Origin of the sequence: Glutamicibacter sp. NPDC087344, assembly GCF_044744225.1 — a bacterium.
In the GTDB taxonomy this organism is placed as follows: domain Bacteria; phylum Actinomycetota; class Actinomycetes; order Actinomycetales; family Micrococcaceae; genus Glutamicibacter.
Window position 1 is genome coordinate 450202 of record NZ_JBIUXY010000004.1, and the last position, 18600, is coordinate 468801.

Sequence of the window (18600 nt, forward strand, 5' to 3'; positions counted from 1 at the left end):
CAACCTAAAAATGGTGCCTCGGCTGGACATCCTCCAACACTGCACTGAGCAGTAGCACGGCGCCGTCCTTGTCGAGCGGATTGTTCCTATTGCCGCATTTGGGCGATTGCACGCAGCTGGGGCAGCCGTTGCGGCATTCGCAGGCTTCGATGGCATCACGGGTAGCACGCACCCAGGTGGAGAACCGCTCAAAACCTCGTTCGGCGAATCCCGCCCCACCAGGCTGTGCGTCATACACAAAAATGGTGGGATGTCCGGTGTCCATGTGCAGCGCGGTGGACACCCCGCCGATATCCCACCGGTCGCTGGTCGCAACCAAGGGAAGCAACCCAATCATCGCGTGTTCTGCGGCGTGCAAGGCCCCGGGGAACTGGTCAACACTCAAACCCGCGCGAACCAGCCGTTGCTCGGTGAGGGTGAACCAGATCGATTTGGTATGCAGGTCGCGGGCTTCCAGATCCAAGGGTTCTTCGGAGAGCACCTCATTGGACGCAACGGATTTGCGTTGGAACGAGACCACCTGGGTGGTGACGATCACTTCGCCGAAGAAGATCTCCAGCTGTTGATGGGTGCTGGTCCGTTCTTCGGATTCAATGGCGACCGTGGTGATGTCGCGTGCGGTGGTGTAATAGTCGGGGTTCACCCGGGTCACGACCACCACATGGTTTTGCTCATCGAGTTCTTCAACGTGGTAGCTGGCACCTTGATGAACATAAATTGCCCCGGGGTGGGCCTGATAGTGGCTTTGGGGCGAATCCATGGTTCCCAGCAGGGCACCGGTCTGCGCATCGATGATGTCCACCGGCCCGCCGCCATCGGCACGAATGGAGAACATCCCTGCCGCATGCTGCGGATGGGTCCAGAACCAGCCGGCCGGCCGGCGACGCAGATATCCGCGCTGCACCAGCGAATCGAGCAGGGTCTCGGTCTGCGGGCCAAAAATCGCTAGTTCCTCGGGGCGCAGGGGGTTTTCTTGCGCGGCGGCACACAGGTGCCCACTGAGCACGTATTTGTTCTGCGGATCAAAGACCGTCGCCTCGACACCTAAATCGAAAATGGCTTCGGGGTGGCTGACCAGGTAGGTATCCAATGGATCTTCGGCGGCCACAAAAAGCGCCAGCGCATCTTGTCCGGAGCGTCCTGCCCGCCCGATCTGTTGGAAAAAAGACGCCCGGGTTCCTGGCCACCCGGCCACCACCACGGCGTCCAGCCCGGAAATATCAATACCCAATTCCAATGCCGAGGTGGAGGTGACCCCCAACAATTCGCCCGATCGCAATTTTTGTTCAACTTCACGCCGCTCACCGGGAAGATAGCCCGAACGGTAGGCCGCCAGACGCACCGAGAGCTCCGGCGCAAAATTCTCCAGGTGTTTGCGGGTCAGGGTTGCGATAGTTTCAGCCCCGCGCCGTGACTTGATAAAAACGATGGTTCGTATGTGGTCCGCCATGAGATCGGTCAGGATCGATGCGCTCTCGGCAATTGCCGTACGACGCAGCGGAGCTCCGTTTTCGCCGGTCCGATCGGTCAGCGGGGGCTCCCATAATCCGATCACCAATTCGCCGGAGGCCGAGAAATCATGGGTTACCGCTGACACCTCGGCCCCGATGAGCCTGCCGAAAGATTCTTCGGGGTCTGAGCTCGTTGCCGAGGCGCCGATGAACACCGGCTCGTTACCGTAACGGGCGCAGATCCGGCGCAGGCGGCGGATCAGGTTGGCCACGTGGGCGCCGAAAACTCCACGATATGAGTGCGCTTCGTCGATGACGACGTACTTCAACCGTTTGAAGAATCGGGACCAGGCCGGGTGGTTCGGCAGGATGCCCCGGTGCAGCATGTCCGGGTTGGTGAAGACGAAATTCCCGTGCTGACGGACCCAGGTGCGAGTTCCCTGATCGGTGTCGCCGTCGTAGGCGGCGGCCCGGACCCCGGGGACTTCAAGCCCCGCTACGGCCGCCAGCTGATCGGCGGCCAGCGCTTTGGTGGGGCAGATGTACAAGATGGAGGCCTGGGCGCTGGCATCGTTAGCCGCCGTATCCCTGGTACGGAACAACACGTCAATGGAGGGCATCAGATATGCCAATGACTTGCCTGAGGCTGTCCCGGTGGAAACGATGGTGTGCCGTCCACCGTGAATCAGGTCCGCCGCCTGAACCTGGTGAAGCCAGGGTTCGTTGATGCCGAGGTCTTGGAAGGTGCGTTTGACCTCATCGGATAACCACGCGGGCCATGGGGCGGTGATTTGATCCTTGGCGGGAACACTGCGGCGATGTATCACCGCGTCGGGGTCGTTGCTCCGGTTGTACGGATCAAGCAGGGCGCGTACTGACTTCACAAACACAGCCTTTCGACGCCGGAACGAGAATAATCGCCGGAGGGTAAATGTGGGGTGTTAAAAGACTATCGCCGTCGCACCCGGGAAATGGGGACAACGGCGATAGGGAAGCTTGAGCTTAGGCTTTGAAATTTACAACCTGGCCAAGGGAAGTCCATCCGAGGGATGCGTAGAGTTTCTGCCCATCCACCGATGCGATCAGCAGACCCTCATCAACGTCGTGCTCCTGAGCTAGCGAAGCAAGGGCGCGCATGACCAAAGTGCCCAACCCCATCCGACGGAAATCCGGGCCGGTAATGATCCGGTCGAAGATGGCGAAACCTTCAACGGCGGAGACGTGGCCGGAGGCCGCGACAAGGTCCTGGTTGTCCTCCGGGTGAAGCGAAACGTACGCATGGGTGCCGTCGCGCTCAATCTGGAACATGAAGCCCTCAGCGGGCAGGGGAACCTCAACGTCGTGAGCTGCCAGCTCGGTGACCATCAAGACTTCGTCATCGGCTGCGACCTGCAGGCCGACCTCTGAGGCGGCAACCAGTAATCGTTCAACCGAGTCATCGAATGCGGTCAAACGACGGTTTGGATGTTTTTTCAGGGTTTCGGCTACCGCGGCCAGCTCTTCCTTGGAAGGGCCGTAGATAACGTATTCCCAATCTTCGGTCGTGTCGTGACGCAACGCTGCATGGACGCGTCCTTCATTACGGGTCTCATATCCGCGGGCTCCTGCCCAGCCGGCGACCCAGGTGCCAATCAGTTCATCGCTTGCGTTTGATGCCATGTCTTGACCCTACCTTGTCTTTCCTAGGAATTAGCTGACATTGAGCCAATCGTTGCCTAGTTGAAACGAAAGTATGCTTGATGCCCCGATTTTGCGGGGTGAATAATGTGATTTTGCTCGTTCACCCGGCGTTTCATGCCGCCAAACCACTAAACTTGATCTGTGGCCATTGAACGTATTGTTTTGTTTTACGCATTTACCCCGCTCCCTGACCCAGAGGTGATCCGCCTCTGGCAGCGCTCCCTGCTGGAACGCTGGGGACTGCGCGGACGCATCATCATCTCCAAAGACGGTATTAACGGAACCGTGGGCGGTGAGCTTTCTGCTGTCAAAAAGTATGTGAAGGCAACTCGCGAACTACCTGCCTTCAAAAAGATGGATATCAAGTGGTCCGAAGGATCCGCAGCCGATTTCCCGCGTATTTCCGTCAAGGTCCGCGATGAAATTGTCACCTTCGGCGCGCCCGGTGAACTTGAAGTTGATGAGAACGGTGTTGTTGGCGGTGGAACCCACCTGCGTCCCGAAGAACTCCACGAACTGGTTGAATCCAAGGAACAATCAGGTTCCAAGGTGCACTTCTTCGATGGGCGCAATGCCTTCGAAGCACAGATCGGCAAGTTCAAGGATGCGATTGTTCCCGAGGTCGATACCACTCGCGACTTTGTTGCCGAACTTGATTCGGGCAAGTACGACCACCTCAAGGATCAGCCGGTGGTCACCTATTGCACCGGTGGTATTCGCTGCGAAGTGCTCTCCGCGCTCATGGTGAAGCGTGGATTCCAAGAGGTTTACCAGATGCAGGGCGGTATTGTCCGCTACGGCGAAAAATATGGTGATGCCGGGCTCTGGGAAGGTTCGCTCTACGTCTTCGACAAGCGAATGCACACCGAGTTTTCCGACGATGCGGTGACCATTGGCCAGTGCGTGGGTTGCGAGGGGCCCACGAACAAGTTCGAGAACTGCTCGAATCCGTCGTGCCGCAACCTGCGTTTGTTCTGCGAGGACTGTGCCCAGGATGAGCAGTTGCGTATTTGCCCGGACTGCAGCGTCGCCGCGGTCTAGGAGCTCAAAGTCCAAGGGGCGTGCCCGTCCGGAATCATTCCGGACGGGCACGCCCCTTGGCTCTTTGTATATGGTGCGGCGGCTGGCAGGAAGCTATCGAGCCGCCATATTCACTTTTGCGGCCACAAACCGATCGAGGCGTCCTTGATTTCGGTTTCTTCGGCATCGTGTTTGTAGATTTTCAGCCCACGCGCCTCATAGTTGGGCAGGGCGGCGGGGCCGTCAAGCGAGCAAGTGTGCAGCCAAACCCTGGACACCGGCGGCAAGCTGCCGGTGCGTGAATCCACGCGCCAGGCTTGGGCCAGCACCTCGCCGAGCAGGATGCCTCCCAGGCCTTGGCCGATGGCTTGAGGGAACAGTCCAAAATAGAAGACCTCCACCTCGCTGCGCCCGTCAACGACTTCGGTCACCAGCTCCACATAACCCTGAGGTGCCCCATGGCGATACAACACCCAGGTCTCCGATCCACTGCGACGCAAGACGGCATCCCATTGCTCACGTGTTGAATCCAACCTATCGGCCCAATTCAGTTCGCTACCCACACTGCGGTAGAGAAATTTTGAATATTCGGCAGAGATGTCCTGGACCAGCTCGATCCGCACATCCTCGGGTACCGGGCGTGAAGACGGTTTAATATCCTCGGGGGCAAGCAATTGCAGATAGGTAATCGTGACGTTGGTCATGGGTACCATTTTAGGCTGGTGGCAGGGCAAGGTTCATATCGGTTCTTTTGCCAGTAGTCGATAGACTAGTTGGCGTGAATGCCACCGAATTTTCCGCACTTGAAGATGCCCCGCAGAGCTCAGATCTGCAGTTGCTTGAACGACTCGCCGAAGACCTGAGAGCCATTGGCTTTAATTACGATGCGGTGTCCCAAATGTTGGGGGATGAAGCCTCGGCCGCTCTGGATCGGGACCAGATCCTCCCGGCGTTGCGGGTCATCGAGCGGGATGCCGCCCAGACGCCGCTGGGATGCGCCTTCCGGTTGTTCCAGCTCGGGCAAACCGAAGAAACCGCGAACCTGAACCAAGCGTTCCCAACGCTCAAGGTTGACGGCTTGCTGAAGTTGGGTCTGGTTGAGCCTTGGGCCGCGGGTTACCGGTCCACGGTGGCCTTGACCTTGCACTCTTCTGACACCGCCGGAGAACTCTGGGTGGCTCATGATCTGGGGGCTCACCAGCGTCCCGGGGTCTTGCGTACCGATCATGTGCTGGGTATCGGGCAGGCTTCGTTGACGTTGGCCCAAATTACCGTGCGCGAAAAAGTTGAACGCGCACTGGACCTGGGAACCGGTTGCGGAATCCAGCTGTTCCATTTGCTGGGCCATGCCAGACACGTCACCGCAACCGACCTGTCGGCGCGCGCCCTGGCCTTCACCCGGTTCAACCTGATGCTCAATCATCAGGTGCTCAAGCTGGATCCGCTGAACTTGGATGAGCGGGTGAGCCTGTTGCGTGGAAGTTTGTTTGAACCGGTCGCGGGGCAGGGGTTCGACCTGATCGCGTCGAATCCTCCGTTTGTGATCACTCCGCGCAAGAGCACCGAACGTGAGAAGGACCGCTTCACCTACCGCGATGGCGGGATGTCCGGGGACCGATTGGTCAGCACGTTGATCGCGCAGGCCTCGGAATACCTGAATCCCGGAGCCAGCATGCAGATGCTGTCGAACTGGGAAATCCATTCTTTGGATGAGGAATCAAACGAGGCTTGGGACCGGAGGGTTAAAGGCTGGTTCCCCGATCAGCTAGATGTCTGGGTGATCGAACGCGAACAAACCACTCCGAGTGTTTACGCTGAAACATGGTTGCGTGACGCCTCGCAAACCGAAGACAGTTCCGCCTACGCCGCTGCCTACAACGCCTACCTGGATGACTTTGAGTCGCGCGGGGTCGGCGCGGTTGGTTTCGGCCTCGTGTATTTCCGCAAGCCGCTTGACGGCACGGTGAACCTGCGCCGTTTCGAGCAGATCACCCATCCCATCGAGCAGCCCGTTGCCGGCACGCTGCAACGGGATATCGCCATGGCTGATGCGCTGGGCGCGGCCCAGGATGATTTCCGCGACTGGCACCTCGTGGTCGCCGACGATGTCACTGAGGAACGCCACCAGCGTCCGGGCGCGGAGCATCCCGGGGTGATTCTGTTGCGCCAGGGGGCCGGATTGCGCCGCACCGAATTATTAGATACCGCGCAGGCTGGCTTTGTCTCCGCCTGTGATGGGGATTTGTCCGTTTCACAACTGGTTAATGCGCTGGACTCGCTCATCGGGGAAGGTGAAGAGGACTTCACCGAGCGGCTTTATGAAGCGGTTGACCGACTATTGCGTCATGGTCTACTTCGAAAAATGTGAAACAAGCGCTAAAGTTTTTCGGTATGACAGGGAACACATACCAGGAGCAAGCCATAGCGACGCAGGACGGCATCGGAACATTGCCGCACCTCGTCTCGATCACGGATCCGCAGGCGATCCGTGCCCTGGCGCACGATGCGCGCTTGATCGTGCTTGACGAACTTTTCGCTTCACAGACCACTCGAACGGCCACGGAGCTAGCTTCGCTGTGCAATCTGACACCCAGCGCCATGAGTTATCACCTGCGTGCCCTGGAAAAATACGGGTACGTCATCCGGGCTGCCAGCGAGGGGGACGCCCGCGAGCGCCGTTGGCGTGCCGCCGGCGAGCGACTGGAACTGAACACCCAGATCGACTCGGCCAACGCCAAGACCGCGTATCTGAATGTGCAGTTGAACGCATTCAGGACACGACTAAATGATGAAGTGCAGCGCCGCGAAGCAGAGGCAAAGGCCGGAATTACCCCGTCGCCGGACCGTCCTCCCATGCTGACTAGCGGGTTGGTTTTCCTTCCCGAAGCCAAACAGCTGGAATTTAACCGTCGCTTATTGGACCTCGTTTACGAATATGAGGCCATGGCCACGGCGGAGGAACGCAGCATTGACTCGAAGCGTATGTTCTACTTAATCTCGTTGCTTCCCGAATACTCAAGCGTCGGGGACACTACGTCTTAGAAATATGTCTAGCGCAGGATCTTTGTATTTTTCGGTGTAATATCATCGGGAATTGGGCCTTACCAAGCAGGCCCAAACAGTCAAAGCTGCGCTGGCGGCGTGTGGGGACCCGCGAGGGGTTCGTGGCATGCCGCGTTGTCTGAAGGAGAGCCGTGCCCGCCAAGGCCAAGGAAAAGACCGGTAAGAAACTCGTCATCGTCGAGTCTCCTGCCAAGGTGAAGTCGATCGCCAAGTATTTGGGTGAAGGCTTCGATGTGGACGCTTCGGTGGGCCACATCCGTGATCTTCCGCAGCCCTCGGAACTTCCCACCGAGCTTAAAAAGACCTCGGTCGGCAAATTCGCCGTGGACCTGGACAACGACTTCGAGCCTTACTACGTTGTGTACCCGGACAAGAAGAAACGAGTTTCCGAACTCAAGGCGAAGCTCAAAGACGCCGACGAACTTTACCTCGCAACCGATGCGGACCGCGAAGGCGAAGCCATCGCGTGGCACCTGCTCCAGGTGCTTAAGCCAAAGGTCCCGGTACGCCGCTTGGCCTTCACCGAAATTACCAAGGAAGGGATCGCCCGCGCGTTGGACAACATGCGCGAGCTGGATACCGACCTGGTCGACGCGCAGGAAACCCGCCGTGTGCTGGACCGCCTGTACGGCTATGAAATCTCTCCGGTGCTCTGGCGCAAGGTGGCCCGCGGTCTGTCCGCCGGCCGCGTGCAGTCCGTGGCAACCCGCCTGGTAGTTGAACGCGAGCGCGAGCGTATGGCGTTCATCTCCGCCGGCTACTGGGATGTCAAGGGAACGTTCGCCACTGGAAACGGTGAATCATTCGCTGCCAAACTCTCAGCGGTGGATGGGGCCAGGGTTGCCAGCGGCCGCGATTTCGACGACCGCGGCCAGCTGAAGGCCGCACGCACCAAGATTGCCCACCTGGATCAGGCCTCGGCCCAATCTCTGGTGGATAACCTGGCCAACACCGACTTCGCCGTCACCTCGGTTGAAGACAAGCCGTACACCCGCCGTCCGGCGGCTCCCTTCACCACCTCAACCCTGCAGCAGGAAGCCAGCCGTAAATTGCGCTGGAGTTCCAAGCTGACCATGCAGATCGCCCAGCGCCTGTATGAAAACGGCTATATCACCTATATGCGTACCGACTCGGTGTTCCTCTCCAACGAGGCGGTCACCGCGGCGCGCAAGCAGGCCACCGAGCTTTACGGTGCGGATTCGATCCCGGCGAAACCACGTGTCTACAAGGCGAAGTCCGACGCCGCCCAGGAAGCCCACGAGGCAATCCGTCCGGCCGGCGACATGTTCCGCCGCCCCACCGATGTGCGTTCGGCGCTGTCCAAGGACGAATACACCCTGTATGAGCTGATCTGGAAGCGTACCGTCGCCTCCCAGATGGCCGATGCCAAGGGATTCACCGCCACCATCAAGCTCGCCGGCACCGCCAGCGACCAGCGTGTGGCCGAATTCTCCGCGTCGGGTACCGTGATTACCTTCCGTGGTTTCCTCGCAGCCTACGAAGAAGGCAAGGACGTGGACCGGGCGGAGAACGCCGAGTCGGAGAACGCTGAGGCGAGATTGCCGCAGTTGGCCATCGGCCAGCCGCTGGCTGGCGAAGACCTGACCGCCCTGGGGCATGAAACGACTCCGCCGGCGCGCTACACCGAAGCCTCGATTGTCGCGGAACTGGAAAAGCGTGAGATCGGGCGCCCGTCGACCTACGCCCCGACGATCTCCACCATCATGGACCGCGGCTATGTCACCAAGCGCGGCGGCGCCCTGGTGCCGAGCTGGATCGCGTTCTCGGTGATCCGCCTGCTCGAAGAGCACTTCGCCCAGTACGTGGATTATGACTTCACCGCGCGCCTGGAAGACGACCTGGATGAAATCGCCAAGGGCCAGCGCGCCCGCACCGATTGGCTGAATCTGTTCTACTTCGGCAAGGATGGCTCCGAAGGCCTGAAGAACGTCGTGGAAAACCTCGGGGATATCGACGCGCGCGCCATCAACTCCATCAAGATCACCGATGACATCACCTTGCGTGTGGGCAAGTTCGGCCCGTACCTGGAACGCGCCCTGCCCGAGGGAGCCGAGGAAGGCACCGAACCTCAGCGCGCCAACGTTCCCGAAGACCTGGCACCGGATGAACTCACGGCGCAAAAGGCCGAGGAGCTGTTCGCCAACTCCCAGGTCTCGGAGAAGGAACTGGGTGTGGATCCGGAAACCGGCCGCAAGATCGTGGCCAAGGACGGACGCTACGGCGCCTACGTCACCGAGATCATTCCGGAACTGACCGACGAAGAAATTGCCGCCTTGCCGGTTGAGTACTACAAAAACGGCAAACCAAAGCCGCCTAAGAAGCCGACCAAGGTGAAGCCACGCACCGGCAGCCTGTTCAAGTCCATGAGCGTCGAAACCGTGACACTGGATGATGCGCTGAAGCTGTTGAGCCTGCCGCGGGTGCTGGGGACCGACGCTGACGGTGAAGAGATCACCGTGCAGAACGGGCGTTTCGGCCCGTATCTGAAAAAGGGCAGCGACTCGCGCTCGATTGAGAGCGAGGAACAGATCTTCACCATCACCCTGGATGAGGCCCTGGCGATCTACGCTCAGCCCAAGCAGCGTGGCCGCCGTGCCGCGGTGCCGCCGCTGGCAGAGTTCGGTGTGGACCCGACCAGTGAGAAGAACATTGTGGTGAAGGACGGACGCTTTGGTCCCTACATCACCGACGGCGTCACCAACATTACGGTCCCGCGTGGCACCAACCTGGAGGAGCTGACACGCGAACAAGCCATCGAGCTGCTGGCCGACAAGCGTGCCCGCGGCCCGGTGAAACGTACCGCGAAAAAGGCTCCCGCGAAAAAAGCACCAGCCAAGAAGCCGGCGGCGAAGAAGGCCCCAGCCAAGAAGCCGGCCGCTAAAAGCACCGAGAAATAATTCTTCGTAACCACCTGTTGAGGAGCGCACCATGAGACTCGGCGTACTGGACATCGGTTCCAACACCGTGCACCTGTTGCTGGTTGATGCGTACCCCGGGGCGCGCCCCGTACCCTACGCCTCGCACAAGCGTCCGCTGTCGCTGGTGCGCTACCTCAACGACTACGGCGCGATCACCGAAGAAGGCCAGCGGGAACTGATTTCCTTCATTACCGAGGCCGCCGACTTCGCCAGCAGCCACCAGGTCGAAGACTTCATGGCTTTCTGCACCTCAGCCATTCGCGAGTCCTCGAACGGCAATACGGTGCTGGAACGGGTGAAAAACGAAACCGGCGTGACCCTGATGGAGCTGACCGGCGAAGAAGAAGCCGGGATGACGTTTTATTCCGTGCGTCGCTGGTTCGGCTGGTCCTCGGATTCCATCTTGAACCTGGATATGGGTGGCGGGTCCCTGGAACTGGCTCTGGGCACCGATGAATTCCCCCAGGTCGCATTCTCCGTCCCGCTCGGTGCGGGGCGGCTGACCCGCGAATGGCTGCCGAACGACCTGCCAACCATCAAAGAGGTCCGTGAGATGCGCGATTACGTCCGTGACGTGCTCACCGATCCCACCACCGAGTTGCGGCAGTACGGGAAGCCCACCCTGGCTACCGCGACCTCAAAGACCTTTCGCTCGTTGGCACGGATCACCGGAGCAGCACCCAGCACCGAGGGACCGTACATCAAGCGGGTGCTGCACCGTGATGCTCTGAAGCTGTGGACCAATCGTTTGACCGCCATGAGCTGGGCTGAGCGCGCCGAACTTCCCGGTGTGTCTGAGATCCGCGCACCGCAGTTGTTGGCCGGTGCCATCGTGGCCCACGAAGCCATGAGCGCTTTGAAATTAAAAACCGTGCGCATTTGCCCGTGGGCCTTGCGTGAAGGTTTAATGCTGAGACGTTTTGATCACGTGATGTTTGACTCTACGACACCGCTCAGTAGTAGCGTTGGAGTAGGGGAAGTCGCCTTGGGTTCGGTCATCCCGCAGATGGCCGAGAAACAAAGCTAAATTCCTCAGATCTACGCGACCGGAATCAGCCGGTTCGGTTAGGAGGGCATGAGAATGGAAGCACATTCATCAGCGAAGGTTCCGGTGACGCTTTCAAGTGCCTCCGTTTATCCGCTAACGGTCCACGACGCGTTTGCGATCGCCAAGGACGTTGGCTACGACGGTCTGGAGGTGTTGATCACCGGTAATGCGGCGAGCCAGTCGGCCACCGCATTGCGGGCGTTGATGGACAAATACCAGCTGCCCATCATGGCCATCCATGCTCCAACCTTGTTGTTAACCCAGCAGGTCTGGGGCTCTGCCTGGGCCAAAATTGAACGTTCGGTCATTCTGGCGCAGGCGGTCGGAGCCAATGTGGTGGTGGCCCACCCGCCGTTTCGGTGGCAGGGCAGCTACGCGGAGGAATTCGCCGAAGGGGTGCACCGCATTACCGAGAGCACGGGGATGAAAATCGCGGTGGAAAACATGTACCCGTGGCGCGCGCGTGGCCGTGAAGCCAAAATGTATCTTCCGCACTGGAACCCGGTGCCTCAGTCCTACCAACATGTCACCTGGGACTTCTCCCATGCAGCTATCGCCAACATGGATTCACGGCAGGCGGTTCAGGACCTCGGCACCCGGCTGGCGCACGTGCACCTCTGCGACGGATTAGACAACGGCAAAGACGAGCATCTGGTCCCAGGCCTGGGGACTCAGCGGGTCTCGGAATCGTTGCAGTTCCTGCGGGACAGCAGCTGGGAAGGCGTGGTCGCGGTGGAGGTCTCCACACGGAAGGCCAAAAACGCCGGCCAGAAGGAAGAATGGCTGGCCAGCACCCTGCAATTCGCCCGGGATCACCTCAGTGTCAGTAAGGACCCCAAGCCGGTGGCAAAATAGCAATATGAGTGAAGCAAGCAACAAACTGAAACTGTCCTTCTTAGGCACCGGGTCAATGAACGGTGCCATTCTGCGCGGTATTCTGGCTGCCGGACACGACCCGAACTTGATTACCGCCACGGTACGCAGCGAAAGCCGCGTGGCAGAACTGCGTGAGCTGGGAATCAACGTGTTGGTCAGTTCGCTGGACCCCAGCGCCAACAGCACCGCCGTGGCCGACGCTGATCTGATTTTCCTCGGTGTGAAGCCGGTGGGGATCGCGGCCCTGTGCGAAGAAATCTCGCCAGCCTTGAAGCCTCACGCCGTGGTGGTATCGGTGGCCGCTGCGATCACCCTGGCCACCATGCAGGCTAAGCTTCCCGCCGGGCAGCCGGTGATCCGCTCCATGCCCAACACCCCGTTGATGATTGGTGCCGGTGTGGTGGGGATTTCCCCGGCCGACACCGTCAGCCAGGAACAGGTTCAGGCCGTCACCAGCCTGCTCTCCGGGTCTGGTGATGTGCATGTGATCCCCGAAGACCAGCAGAACGCGCTGTCTGCCATTTCCGGATCCGGCCCGGCCTACGTTTTTTACCTTGCTGAAGCGATGGCCAAGGCCGGGGTGGCCCTGGGACTTGATGCGCAGCTTTCCGCCAGCCTGGCTAGGGCTACGGTGGCCGGTGCCGGCAAGATGCTCGCCGACCCTCACGCCGATGCGGCGGTCCTGCGTCAGGGCGTCACAAGCCCCAATGGCACCACCGAGCGTGCCATTGCCGTGTTTGATACCGAGGGCATCGAGCAGACTATCGCCGACGGAACCCGGGCAGCCTGCGACCGCGCCGGGCAGCTGAGCAAGGAGCTTGGCTAACCGCTCATCTCAAACAAGTCAACGGCTGCGTTGCGCGAACTCTCAAGTTCTTGCAGCGCAGCCGTTGCTTTGAGGCCACGGCCCGCAAGGTCAGGGGCGTGCCGCGAAGCGTTCAAGCAGGTCCACGTGCCCGGAGACAATCAGCATGTCGCGCCGGGTGACCACGGTGTCCGGAACGGCGTAGGTGAAATCCTCGCCCGGGGACTTCACCCCCACAATGGTGACACCGTACTTGGATCGCACCTGCGACTGGGCCAAGGTGAAACCCTGGGTTTCTTTGGGCGGGTACATTTTGACAATGGCGAAACCATCATCGAATTCAATGAAGTCGAGCATGCGCCCGCCGACCAGGTGCGCGGCCCGCACCCCGGCATCCGCCTCAGGATAAATCACGTGGTTCGCACCGATGCGGGTGAGGATCTTGCCGTGGGACGGGGTAATAGCCTTGACCCACAGGTGTTCGATTCCCAGGTCAACCAGGTTGACGGTGATCAACACCGAGGACTCGATCGAGGTACCCACACCCACCACCGCGGAGGAGAATTCCTGCGCTCCCAGCTGGCGCAACGCATCGATATTAGTGGCATCGGCGGCAACCACGTGGGTCAGCGTGCTGGCCCACTGCTGGACCAGCTCGGGGCTGCGTTCAATGGCCAAAACCTCACGTCCCTGTTTGACCAGGGTCTCGGCGACCGACGCACCAAATCGACCCAACCCGATCACCAGCACCGGTGCATTGTGGTCAATGTTTTTATCAGCCAATGATCGGCCTTTCTTCCGGGAGCTTGTATAGCGTATCGCGATGCCTCATGGTCAGGGCGCTGGCCAGGGTAATGCTGCCGATACGGCCGGCGAACATGAGCGCGCTGAGCACGTATTTACCCGCCGGCGGCATCTCCTGGGAGACCCCGGTGCTCAAACCCACGGTGGCAAACGCGGAAATGGATTCAAATAGGGCACGGGATATACCCACATCCTCTTTGATGGTGATCAAAAGCCCGGTTGCCAGGGCCACCATGGTGGCGCCCAGGGCCACCACGGCAATGGCAACCCGCATGGTTTCTTCGGGAATGCTCCGGCCAAAGGCGCGGGTCTCGCTGTCGCCGCGGACCTCGGCGACAATCGCCAAAAACATCACGGCGATGGTGGTGACCTTGATGCCGCCGGCGGTGGATGCCGAACCGCCACCGGCGAACATGAGCGCATCGGTCAGCAGCATGGTCACTTCATGGATATCGTTCTGATCAACCAGGTTCATGCCACCCGAACGGGTCATCACCGAGGCGAACAACGCGTGAATCAATTTGTCCGACATGCTCAGGGTGCCGATGGTTTTCGGATTGCTCCATTCGGCAATCAACCACAGCAAGGCCCCGGAGACCAACAAGATCAAGGTGACCAACAAGGTGAGCTTGGTGTGCAGATTCCATTTTTTGGTGTTGTGCCGGTGAGCCAACAGGACCATGATGACCGGGAATCCCAGGGACCCGACAAACACCCCGGCCATGAGTGGTCCAAGGATCCACAGATCGGTTTCGTAGGGGACCAATCCATCGGAGTGCGGGGTGAACCCGGCGTTGTTAAATGCAGAGACCGCGTAAAACACTCCGTGCCAGATCGAGGAGAGCAGGCTCTCACCCAAGATGTAGAAACGTGGAATCAGGAACAGGGAAATAAGTACCTGCAAAATGATCGCCGTCAGGATCACGATGCGCAGCAGCGAACCGACCTCACCCAGTGCAGAGGCGCCGGAGGTGTTCATGGAATTCTGCGCCATGAGTTTGGCGCGCACCCCGAGCTTGCGGGAGACCGCCAGGGACATGATGGACGCCAGGGTCAAGATTCCCAGACCGCCAATGAACGTACCGACAATGATGATCAGCTGCCCCAGGAATGACCAGTGCTCCGCGGTGGACACCGTGGTCAGACCGGTCACGCAGACCGAAGACACGGCGGTGAACAGCGCATCGTGCAGGGCCGTAGGCTTGCCCGTGGCGGAGGAAAAAGGAGCCGCGAGCAGGGACGTGAACAGCGCGATGACCACCAGGAAGGTACCTAGGGTCAGGCGCGCGGGGGAGCGGATGGTGAAGTTGGCGATCGATGTGCGAAACGCCAGCCACCTTCTGAGGACCTCATCGCGCAACTCGCCCGGCTGCCTTCCGGCACCGGGGTTGTTTAGGCTGCTCATTGATCTTGGCTCGGTCTTTCTTTGAAGAGTGAATCACTGGAAACCATACTCCATGTAACCTAGGCCGTTGAGCCCGACTTTGCCCGGATGAAGATAAATTCTCCCGGCCATGACGCAACCCAAGCGGCGCAAATGCATGAGTTGTGTCACTATCGGGTAGCCTGAAAGTGTGTTAGAGCCTCAGCATGCCCCCCGTCCGACAATGGTGATGTGGGACGAGAAGTACCTGAAATACAAATTTAGTGACTGGCATCCGATGCATCCAGCTCGCCTGGAACTGACGTATCGACTCAGCGATCAACTTGGTGTTTTCAGCGAGTCCAACGTGTGCATCGAGCCACCTGCCGTGGCCGATGATGCGGTGATTGCCACCGTCCACGACCAGTCGTTTATCGACCAGGTGCGCAGGGTGAGCCTGGATCCGAGCATCGTGGCCGAAGAATTCGGGTTGGGTACAGAGGATGATCCGGTATTCGCCGGCATGCATGAGGCCGCCGCCCGGATTGTGGGCGGCTCGGTGATTGCAGCCGACGCAATCATGGATGAGAGCACCGTTCGCGCGGTTAATTTTGCAGGTGGGATGCACCATGCTGCCCGCGCCAATGCAAGCGGATTTTGCATCTATAACGACGCCGCCGCCGCCATTCACCGCATGCTTGAACGCGGGGCCCAACGTGTGGTGTATATCGACGTGGATGCCCACCACGGGGACGGCACCGAATCAATCTTCTGGGACGACGAACGTGTCCTGACCATCTCCATCCACGAATCGGGGTTGAGCCTGTTCCCCGGGACAGGTTTCGCCAATGAGGTCGGCGGCCCGAGTGCAGAGGGTAGCGCCGTGAATATTGCAATTCCGGCGATGACCTCTGATGCCGGCTGGATGCGTGCATTCCATGCGGTGGTGCCGCAACTGGTACGGGCGTTCAAACCGGAGATCATTGTTTCGCAACATGGATGCGATTCGCACCGTGACGACGATATGACAAACCTCAAACTTTCCGTAGATGCACAGCGCCAGGTGGCATTGGATATTTCGCAGCTTGCCGATGAACTGTGCGAAGGCCGCTGGTTCGCTACCGGTGGCGGAGGCTACAACGTGACCGGGGTGGTGCCGCGTACCTGGACCCACCTGACCGGGATCGTTGCGGGAAAACCGATTCCGCTGCGTACCTACGTACCCGAGGAATTTCGTCGCTACGTCCTTGAAACCTATGGCCGCGCCATGCCGTACCTGATGGGGGATGATGCGCAGTTGTGGTGGCGTAACTGGGAAGTCGGCTACGATCCTGCCGATCCGGTTGACCGCACCATCATCGCGACCCGCAAGGAAGTGTTTCCCCTCTTTGGCCTCGATCCATGGTTCGACTAGTCACAGGCTTCTTGCGGGAGTGAGGAACACCGCGTTCCGGTACGGCAGCACCGGACAGATGAGATACACGGACATATACCTGCGTTGCGAATTGGTCATATGCCGTTAGGGTTATGTGTGTGGCTATTGATGAAGTTTTTTCTGCGTTGGCCGAGCCGACGCGGCGCAGGATTGTTGAAGCACTGAAATCTGAACCGAAGGCTGTCGGGTCGTTGGTCACCGAACTGGAGATCTCCCAGCCAACGGTGTCCAAACACCTGAAGGTTTTGCGCGAAGCAAACCTGGTGAGCATGACCGCGGCCGGACAGCGACGGATCTACAGTGTTGATACCGAAGCAGTTGAAACCTTGGTGGGGTGGTGTGCGGATATTTTGCCGGCGCCGGAACCTTCAGCGGTCTCGGTAGACGTTGAACACCGCCAGGAGCAAGACGAACTCACCGCCGCCACTCCGGCAACGCAACAGTTGGGACGAAGTGTCGGGCGCGGTCTGGAGCAAGTCACCGAACGAGCTCAGGAATTTTTCGACAAGCTACCGCGCTTCGGACGCCGTCGTTAGACATTTGACCAGTAGATCGTCTGCCGAGCCTACAAAATGGCCAAGAATTTACGTTACGCGGACATTTCGGTTTTATAACGCAAAATTTTTGTTCAGATTGCCTTACATGGCATTCTCGTGTCTGGGGCAGTGACGCCGGGTATTTTGTGGCCCCGTCACGGCCTGTGCCTGCCCCAAGTGATGAGGAGAGAAACTTGGATAAGCACTTAGCGACGATTCGCGACGAAGTCTTCCGCCGCAATCCCGGCGAAGCAGAGTTCCACCAGGCGGTCACCGAGGTATTTGAAAGCCTTGAAGCCGTCTCGCTCAAGCACCCTGAATACGCAGAAGCCGCCATTCTGCAGCGTCTTTGCGAACCAGAACGCCAGATCATCTTCCGTGTTCCCTGGGTTGACGACAGCGGCAAGGTCCAGATCAACCGTGGCTTCCGAGTTGAATTCAACTCGGCACTGGGCCCATACAAGGGTGGCTTGCGCTTCCACCCATCGGTATACCTTGGAATTGTAAAGTTCCTTGGATTCGAACAGATCTTCAAGAACTCCCTGACCGGCATGCCTATCGGTGGCGGCAAGGGCGGCTCGGACTTTGACCCACGTGGCAAGTCCGACGGTGAAGTGATGCGCTTCTGCCAGTCGTTCATGACCGAGCTGTACCGCCACATCGGAGAATACACCGACGTCCCGGCCGGCGACATCGGTGTGGGTGGACGTGAGATTGGCTTCCTGTTTGGCCAGTACAAGCGAATCACCAACCGCTACGAGTCCGGTGTGCTCACCGGCAAGGGCCTGACCTGGGGTGGTTCGCTGGTACGTCCGGAAGCTACCGGTTACGGCGCGGTGATTTTCGCCGAAGAAATGCTCAAGACCCGCGGCCAGTCCTTCGACGGTCAGCGAGTGATTGTTTCCGGCTCGGGCAACGTGGCAATCCACGCCATCGAGAAGGCTCAGGCGTTGGGTGCCCACGTACTCACCGCTTCTGATTCCGGTGGATTCATTGTTGACGAGAACGGTATCGACCTTGAACTGTTGCGTCAGATCAAGGACGTAGAGCGCGGGCGCATCTCCGAATACGCAGAGCGTCGTGGCGGCAGCAAGGTGAAGTACGTTGAGGGCGGGAACGTCTGGGATGTACCAGGAACCGTAGCCCTGCCAAGCGCAACGCAGAACGAGCTGGGCGCAGCTTCTGCCAAGAAGATGGTCGCCGCAGGCACCATTGCCGTGGCCGAAGGTGCCAACATGCCAACCACTGCCGAAGCTACTTCCGTATTCCAGGACGCCGGAGTGCTCTTCGGCCCAGGCAAGGCCGCAAACGCCGGCGGCGTGGCCACCTCGGCACTGGAGATGCAGCAGAACGCCAGCCGCGACTCGTGGACCTTCGAACACACCGAACGCCGACTGACAGAGATCATGGTTGGTATCCACGATCGTTGTGCAGCTACCGCAGACGAATACGGAATGCCTGGCAACTACGTTGCCGGCGCTAACATTGCCGGCTTCGTCAAGGTTGCCGATGCGATGCTTGCTCAGGGCCTGATCTAAGGTTCTAAGCCCGGGTTTGTTAGCCACCCCGGGGCTTGTGGA

General features: G+C 59.5%; 15 protein-coding genes. 10 read left to right on the plus strand and 5 right to left on the minus strand.

The genetic code is table 11. The annotated features are described in order from the left end of the window. Positions 1–4 precede the first annotated feature (4 nt). Positions 5–2335: a DEAD/DEAH box helicase gene (locus tag ACIOWL_RS09705; protein ID WP_400384122.1), complete on the minus strand. Its 2331-nt coding sequence runs from the start codon at positions 2333–2335 to the stop codon at positions 5–7. 118 nt (positions 2336–2453) lie between these two features. Then, positions 2454–3110, minus strand: coding sequence for a GNAT family N-acetyltransferase (locus ACIOWL_RS09710; protein WP_400384125.1), 657 nt, complete (start codon positions 3108–3110; stop codon positions 2454–2456). A gap of 162 nt (positions 3111–3272) precedes the next feature. Between ACIOWL_RS09710 and ACIOWL_RS09715 the strand changes: the two genes are divergently transcribed. Continuing rightward, complete coding sequence (locus tag ACIOWL_RS09715) at positions 3273–4172, plus strand: rhodanese-related sulfurtransferase (protein WP_400384128.1); 900 nt, start codon at positions 3273–3275, stop codon at positions 4170–4172. Between the two features lie 110 nt (positions 4173–4282). Here the strand turns inward: ACIOWL_RS09715 and ACIOWL_RS09720 are convergent, their stop codons facing one another. After that, entirely contained in the window at positions 4283–4855 is a 573-nt protein-coding gene (locus tag ACIOWL_RS09720) for a GNAT family acetyltransferase (RefSeq protein ID WP_400384131.1), read from the minus strand. Positions 4856–4929: 74 nt separating this feature from the next. Between ACIOWL_RS09720 and ACIOWL_RS09725 the strand changes: the two genes are divergently transcribed. The 6 genes from ACIOWL_RS09725 (at position 4930) to proC (ending at position 12903) form a co-directional block, all read left to right on the plus strand. Then, the gene (locus tag ACIOWL_RS09725; RefSeq protein WP_400384134.1) at positions 4930–6519 is read left to right on the plus strand and encodes a methyltransferase; all 1590 of its coding nucleotides are present in this window, start codon (positions 4930–4932) and stop codon (positions 6517–6519) included. Positions 6520–6542: 23 nt separating this feature from the next. Further along, entirely contained in the window at positions 6543–7193 is a 651-nt protein-coding gene (locus tag ACIOWL_RS09730) for an ArsR/SmtB family transcription factor (RefSeq protein ID WP_400384137.1), read from the plus strand. 152 nt (positions 7194–7345) lie between these two features. Continuing rightward, positions 7346–10132 (plus strand): type I DNA topoisomerase, encoded by a 2787-nt coding sequence (gene topA / locus ACIOWL_RS09735; protein ID WP_400384140.1) that lies wholly within the window; start codon positions 7346–7348, stop codon positions 10130–10132. A 31-nt stretch (positions 10133–10163) separates the two neighbouring features. Further along, positions 10164–11180 carry a Ppx/GppA family phosphatase gene (locus tag ACIOWL_RS09740; RefSeq protein WP_400384143.1) on the plus strand — a complete coding sequence of 339 codons (1017 nt, stop codon included), beginning with the start codon at positions 10164–10166 and terminating at the stop codon, positions 11178–11180. Positions 11181–11234: 54 nt separating this feature from the next. Beyond that, a complete protein-coding gene (locus ACIOWL_RS09745; RefSeq protein WP_400384146.1) occupies positions 11235–12056 on the plus strand; it encodes a sugar phosphate isomerase/epimerase family protein in 822 nt (273 codons plus the stop codon). A gap of 4 nt (positions 12057–12060) precedes the next feature. Beyond that, the gene (gene proC, locus ACIOWL_RS09750) at positions 12061–12903 is read left to right on the plus strand and encodes a pyrroline-5-carboxylate reductase (RefSeq protein WP_400384149.1); all 843 of its coding nucleotides are present in this window, start codon (positions 12061–12063) and stop codon (positions 12901–12903) included. Between the two features lie 90 nt (positions 12904–12993). On the opposite strand, the gene ACIOWL_RS09755 is transcribed toward proC, so the two are convergent. Together ACIOWL_RS09755 and ACIOWL_RS09760 are read right to left on the minus strand one after the other, a co-directional pair. After that, entirely contained in the window at positions 12994–13632 is a 639-nt protein-coding gene (locus tag ACIOWL_RS09755; RefSeq protein WP_400384247.1) for a potassium channel family protein, read from the minus strand. A 25-nt stretch (positions 13633–13657) separates the two neighbouring features. Beyond that, complete coding sequence (locus tag ACIOWL_RS09760; RefSeq protein WP_400384151.1) at positions 13658–15091, minus strand: TrkH family potassium uptake protein; 1434 nt, start codon at positions 15089–15091, stop codon at positions 13658–13660. Between the two features lie 202 nt (positions 15092–15293). Between ACIOWL_RS09760 and ACIOWL_RS09765 the strand changes: the two genes are divergently transcribed. The 3 genes from ACIOWL_RS09765 to gdhA all read left to right on the plus strand — a co-directional run bounded on the left by ACIOWL_RS09765 (position 15294) and on the right by gdhA (position 18558). Continuing rightward, a complete protein-coding gene (locus tag ACIOWL_RS09765) occupies positions 15294–16463 on the plus strand; it encodes an acetoin utilization protein AcuC (protein ID WP_400384250.1) in 1170 nt (389 codons plus the stop codon). Between the two features lie 119 nt (positions 16464–16582). Next, positions 16583–17020, plus strand: a complete 438-nt coding sequence (locus ACIOWL_RS09770; RefSeq protein WP_400384153.1) for an ArsR/SmtB family transcription factor — start codon at positions 16583–16585, stop codon at positions 17018–17020. A 194-nt stretch (positions 17021–17214) separates the two neighbouring features. Further along, positions 17215–18558, plus strand: a complete 1344-nt coding sequence (gdhA, locus tag ACIOWL_RS09775; RefSeq protein ID WP_400384155.1) for an NADP-specific glutamate dehydrogenase — start codon at positions 17215–17217, stop codon at positions 18556–18558. Positions 18559–18600 lie beyond the last annotated feature (42 nt).

What these genes read in the sequence shown, in the direction of transcription:
- ACIOWL_RS09710 (WP_400384125.1), bottom strand. Translation starts at nt 3,110, where the DNA reads ATGGCATCAAACGCAAGCGATGAACTGATTGGCACCTGGGTCGCCGGC.
- ACIOWL_RS09720 (WP_400384131.1), bottom strand. Translation starts at nt 4,855, where the DNA reads ATGACCAACGTCACGATTACCTATCTGCAATTGCTTGCCCCCGAGGAT.
- ACIOWL_RS09730 (WP_400384137.1), top strand. Translation starts at nt 6,543, where the DNA reads ATGACAGGGAACACATACCAGGAGCAAGCCATAGCGACGCAGGACGGC.
- ACIOWL_RS09740 (WP_400384143.1), top strand. Translation starts at nt 10,164, where the DNA reads ATGAGACTCGGCGTACTGGACATCGGTTCCAACACCGTGCACCTGTTG.
- ACIOWL_RS09745 (WP_400384146.1), top strand. Translation starts at nt 11,235, where the DNA reads ATGGAAGCACATTCATCAGCGAAGGTTCCGGTGACGCTTTCAAGTGCC.
- proC (WP_400384149.1), top strand. Translation starts at nt 12,061, where the DNA reads ATGAGTGAAGCAAGCAACAAACTGAAACTGTCCTTCTTAGGCACCGGG.
- ACIOWL_RS09760 (WP_400384151.1), bottom strand. Translation starts at nt 15,091, where the DNA reads ATGAGCAGCCTAAACAACCCCGGTGCCGGAAGGCAGCCGGGCGAGTTG.
- ACIOWL_RS09765 (WP_400384250.1), top strand. Translation starts at nt 15,294, where the DNA reads ATGGTGATGTGGGACGAGAAGTACCTGAAATACAAATTTAGTGACTGG.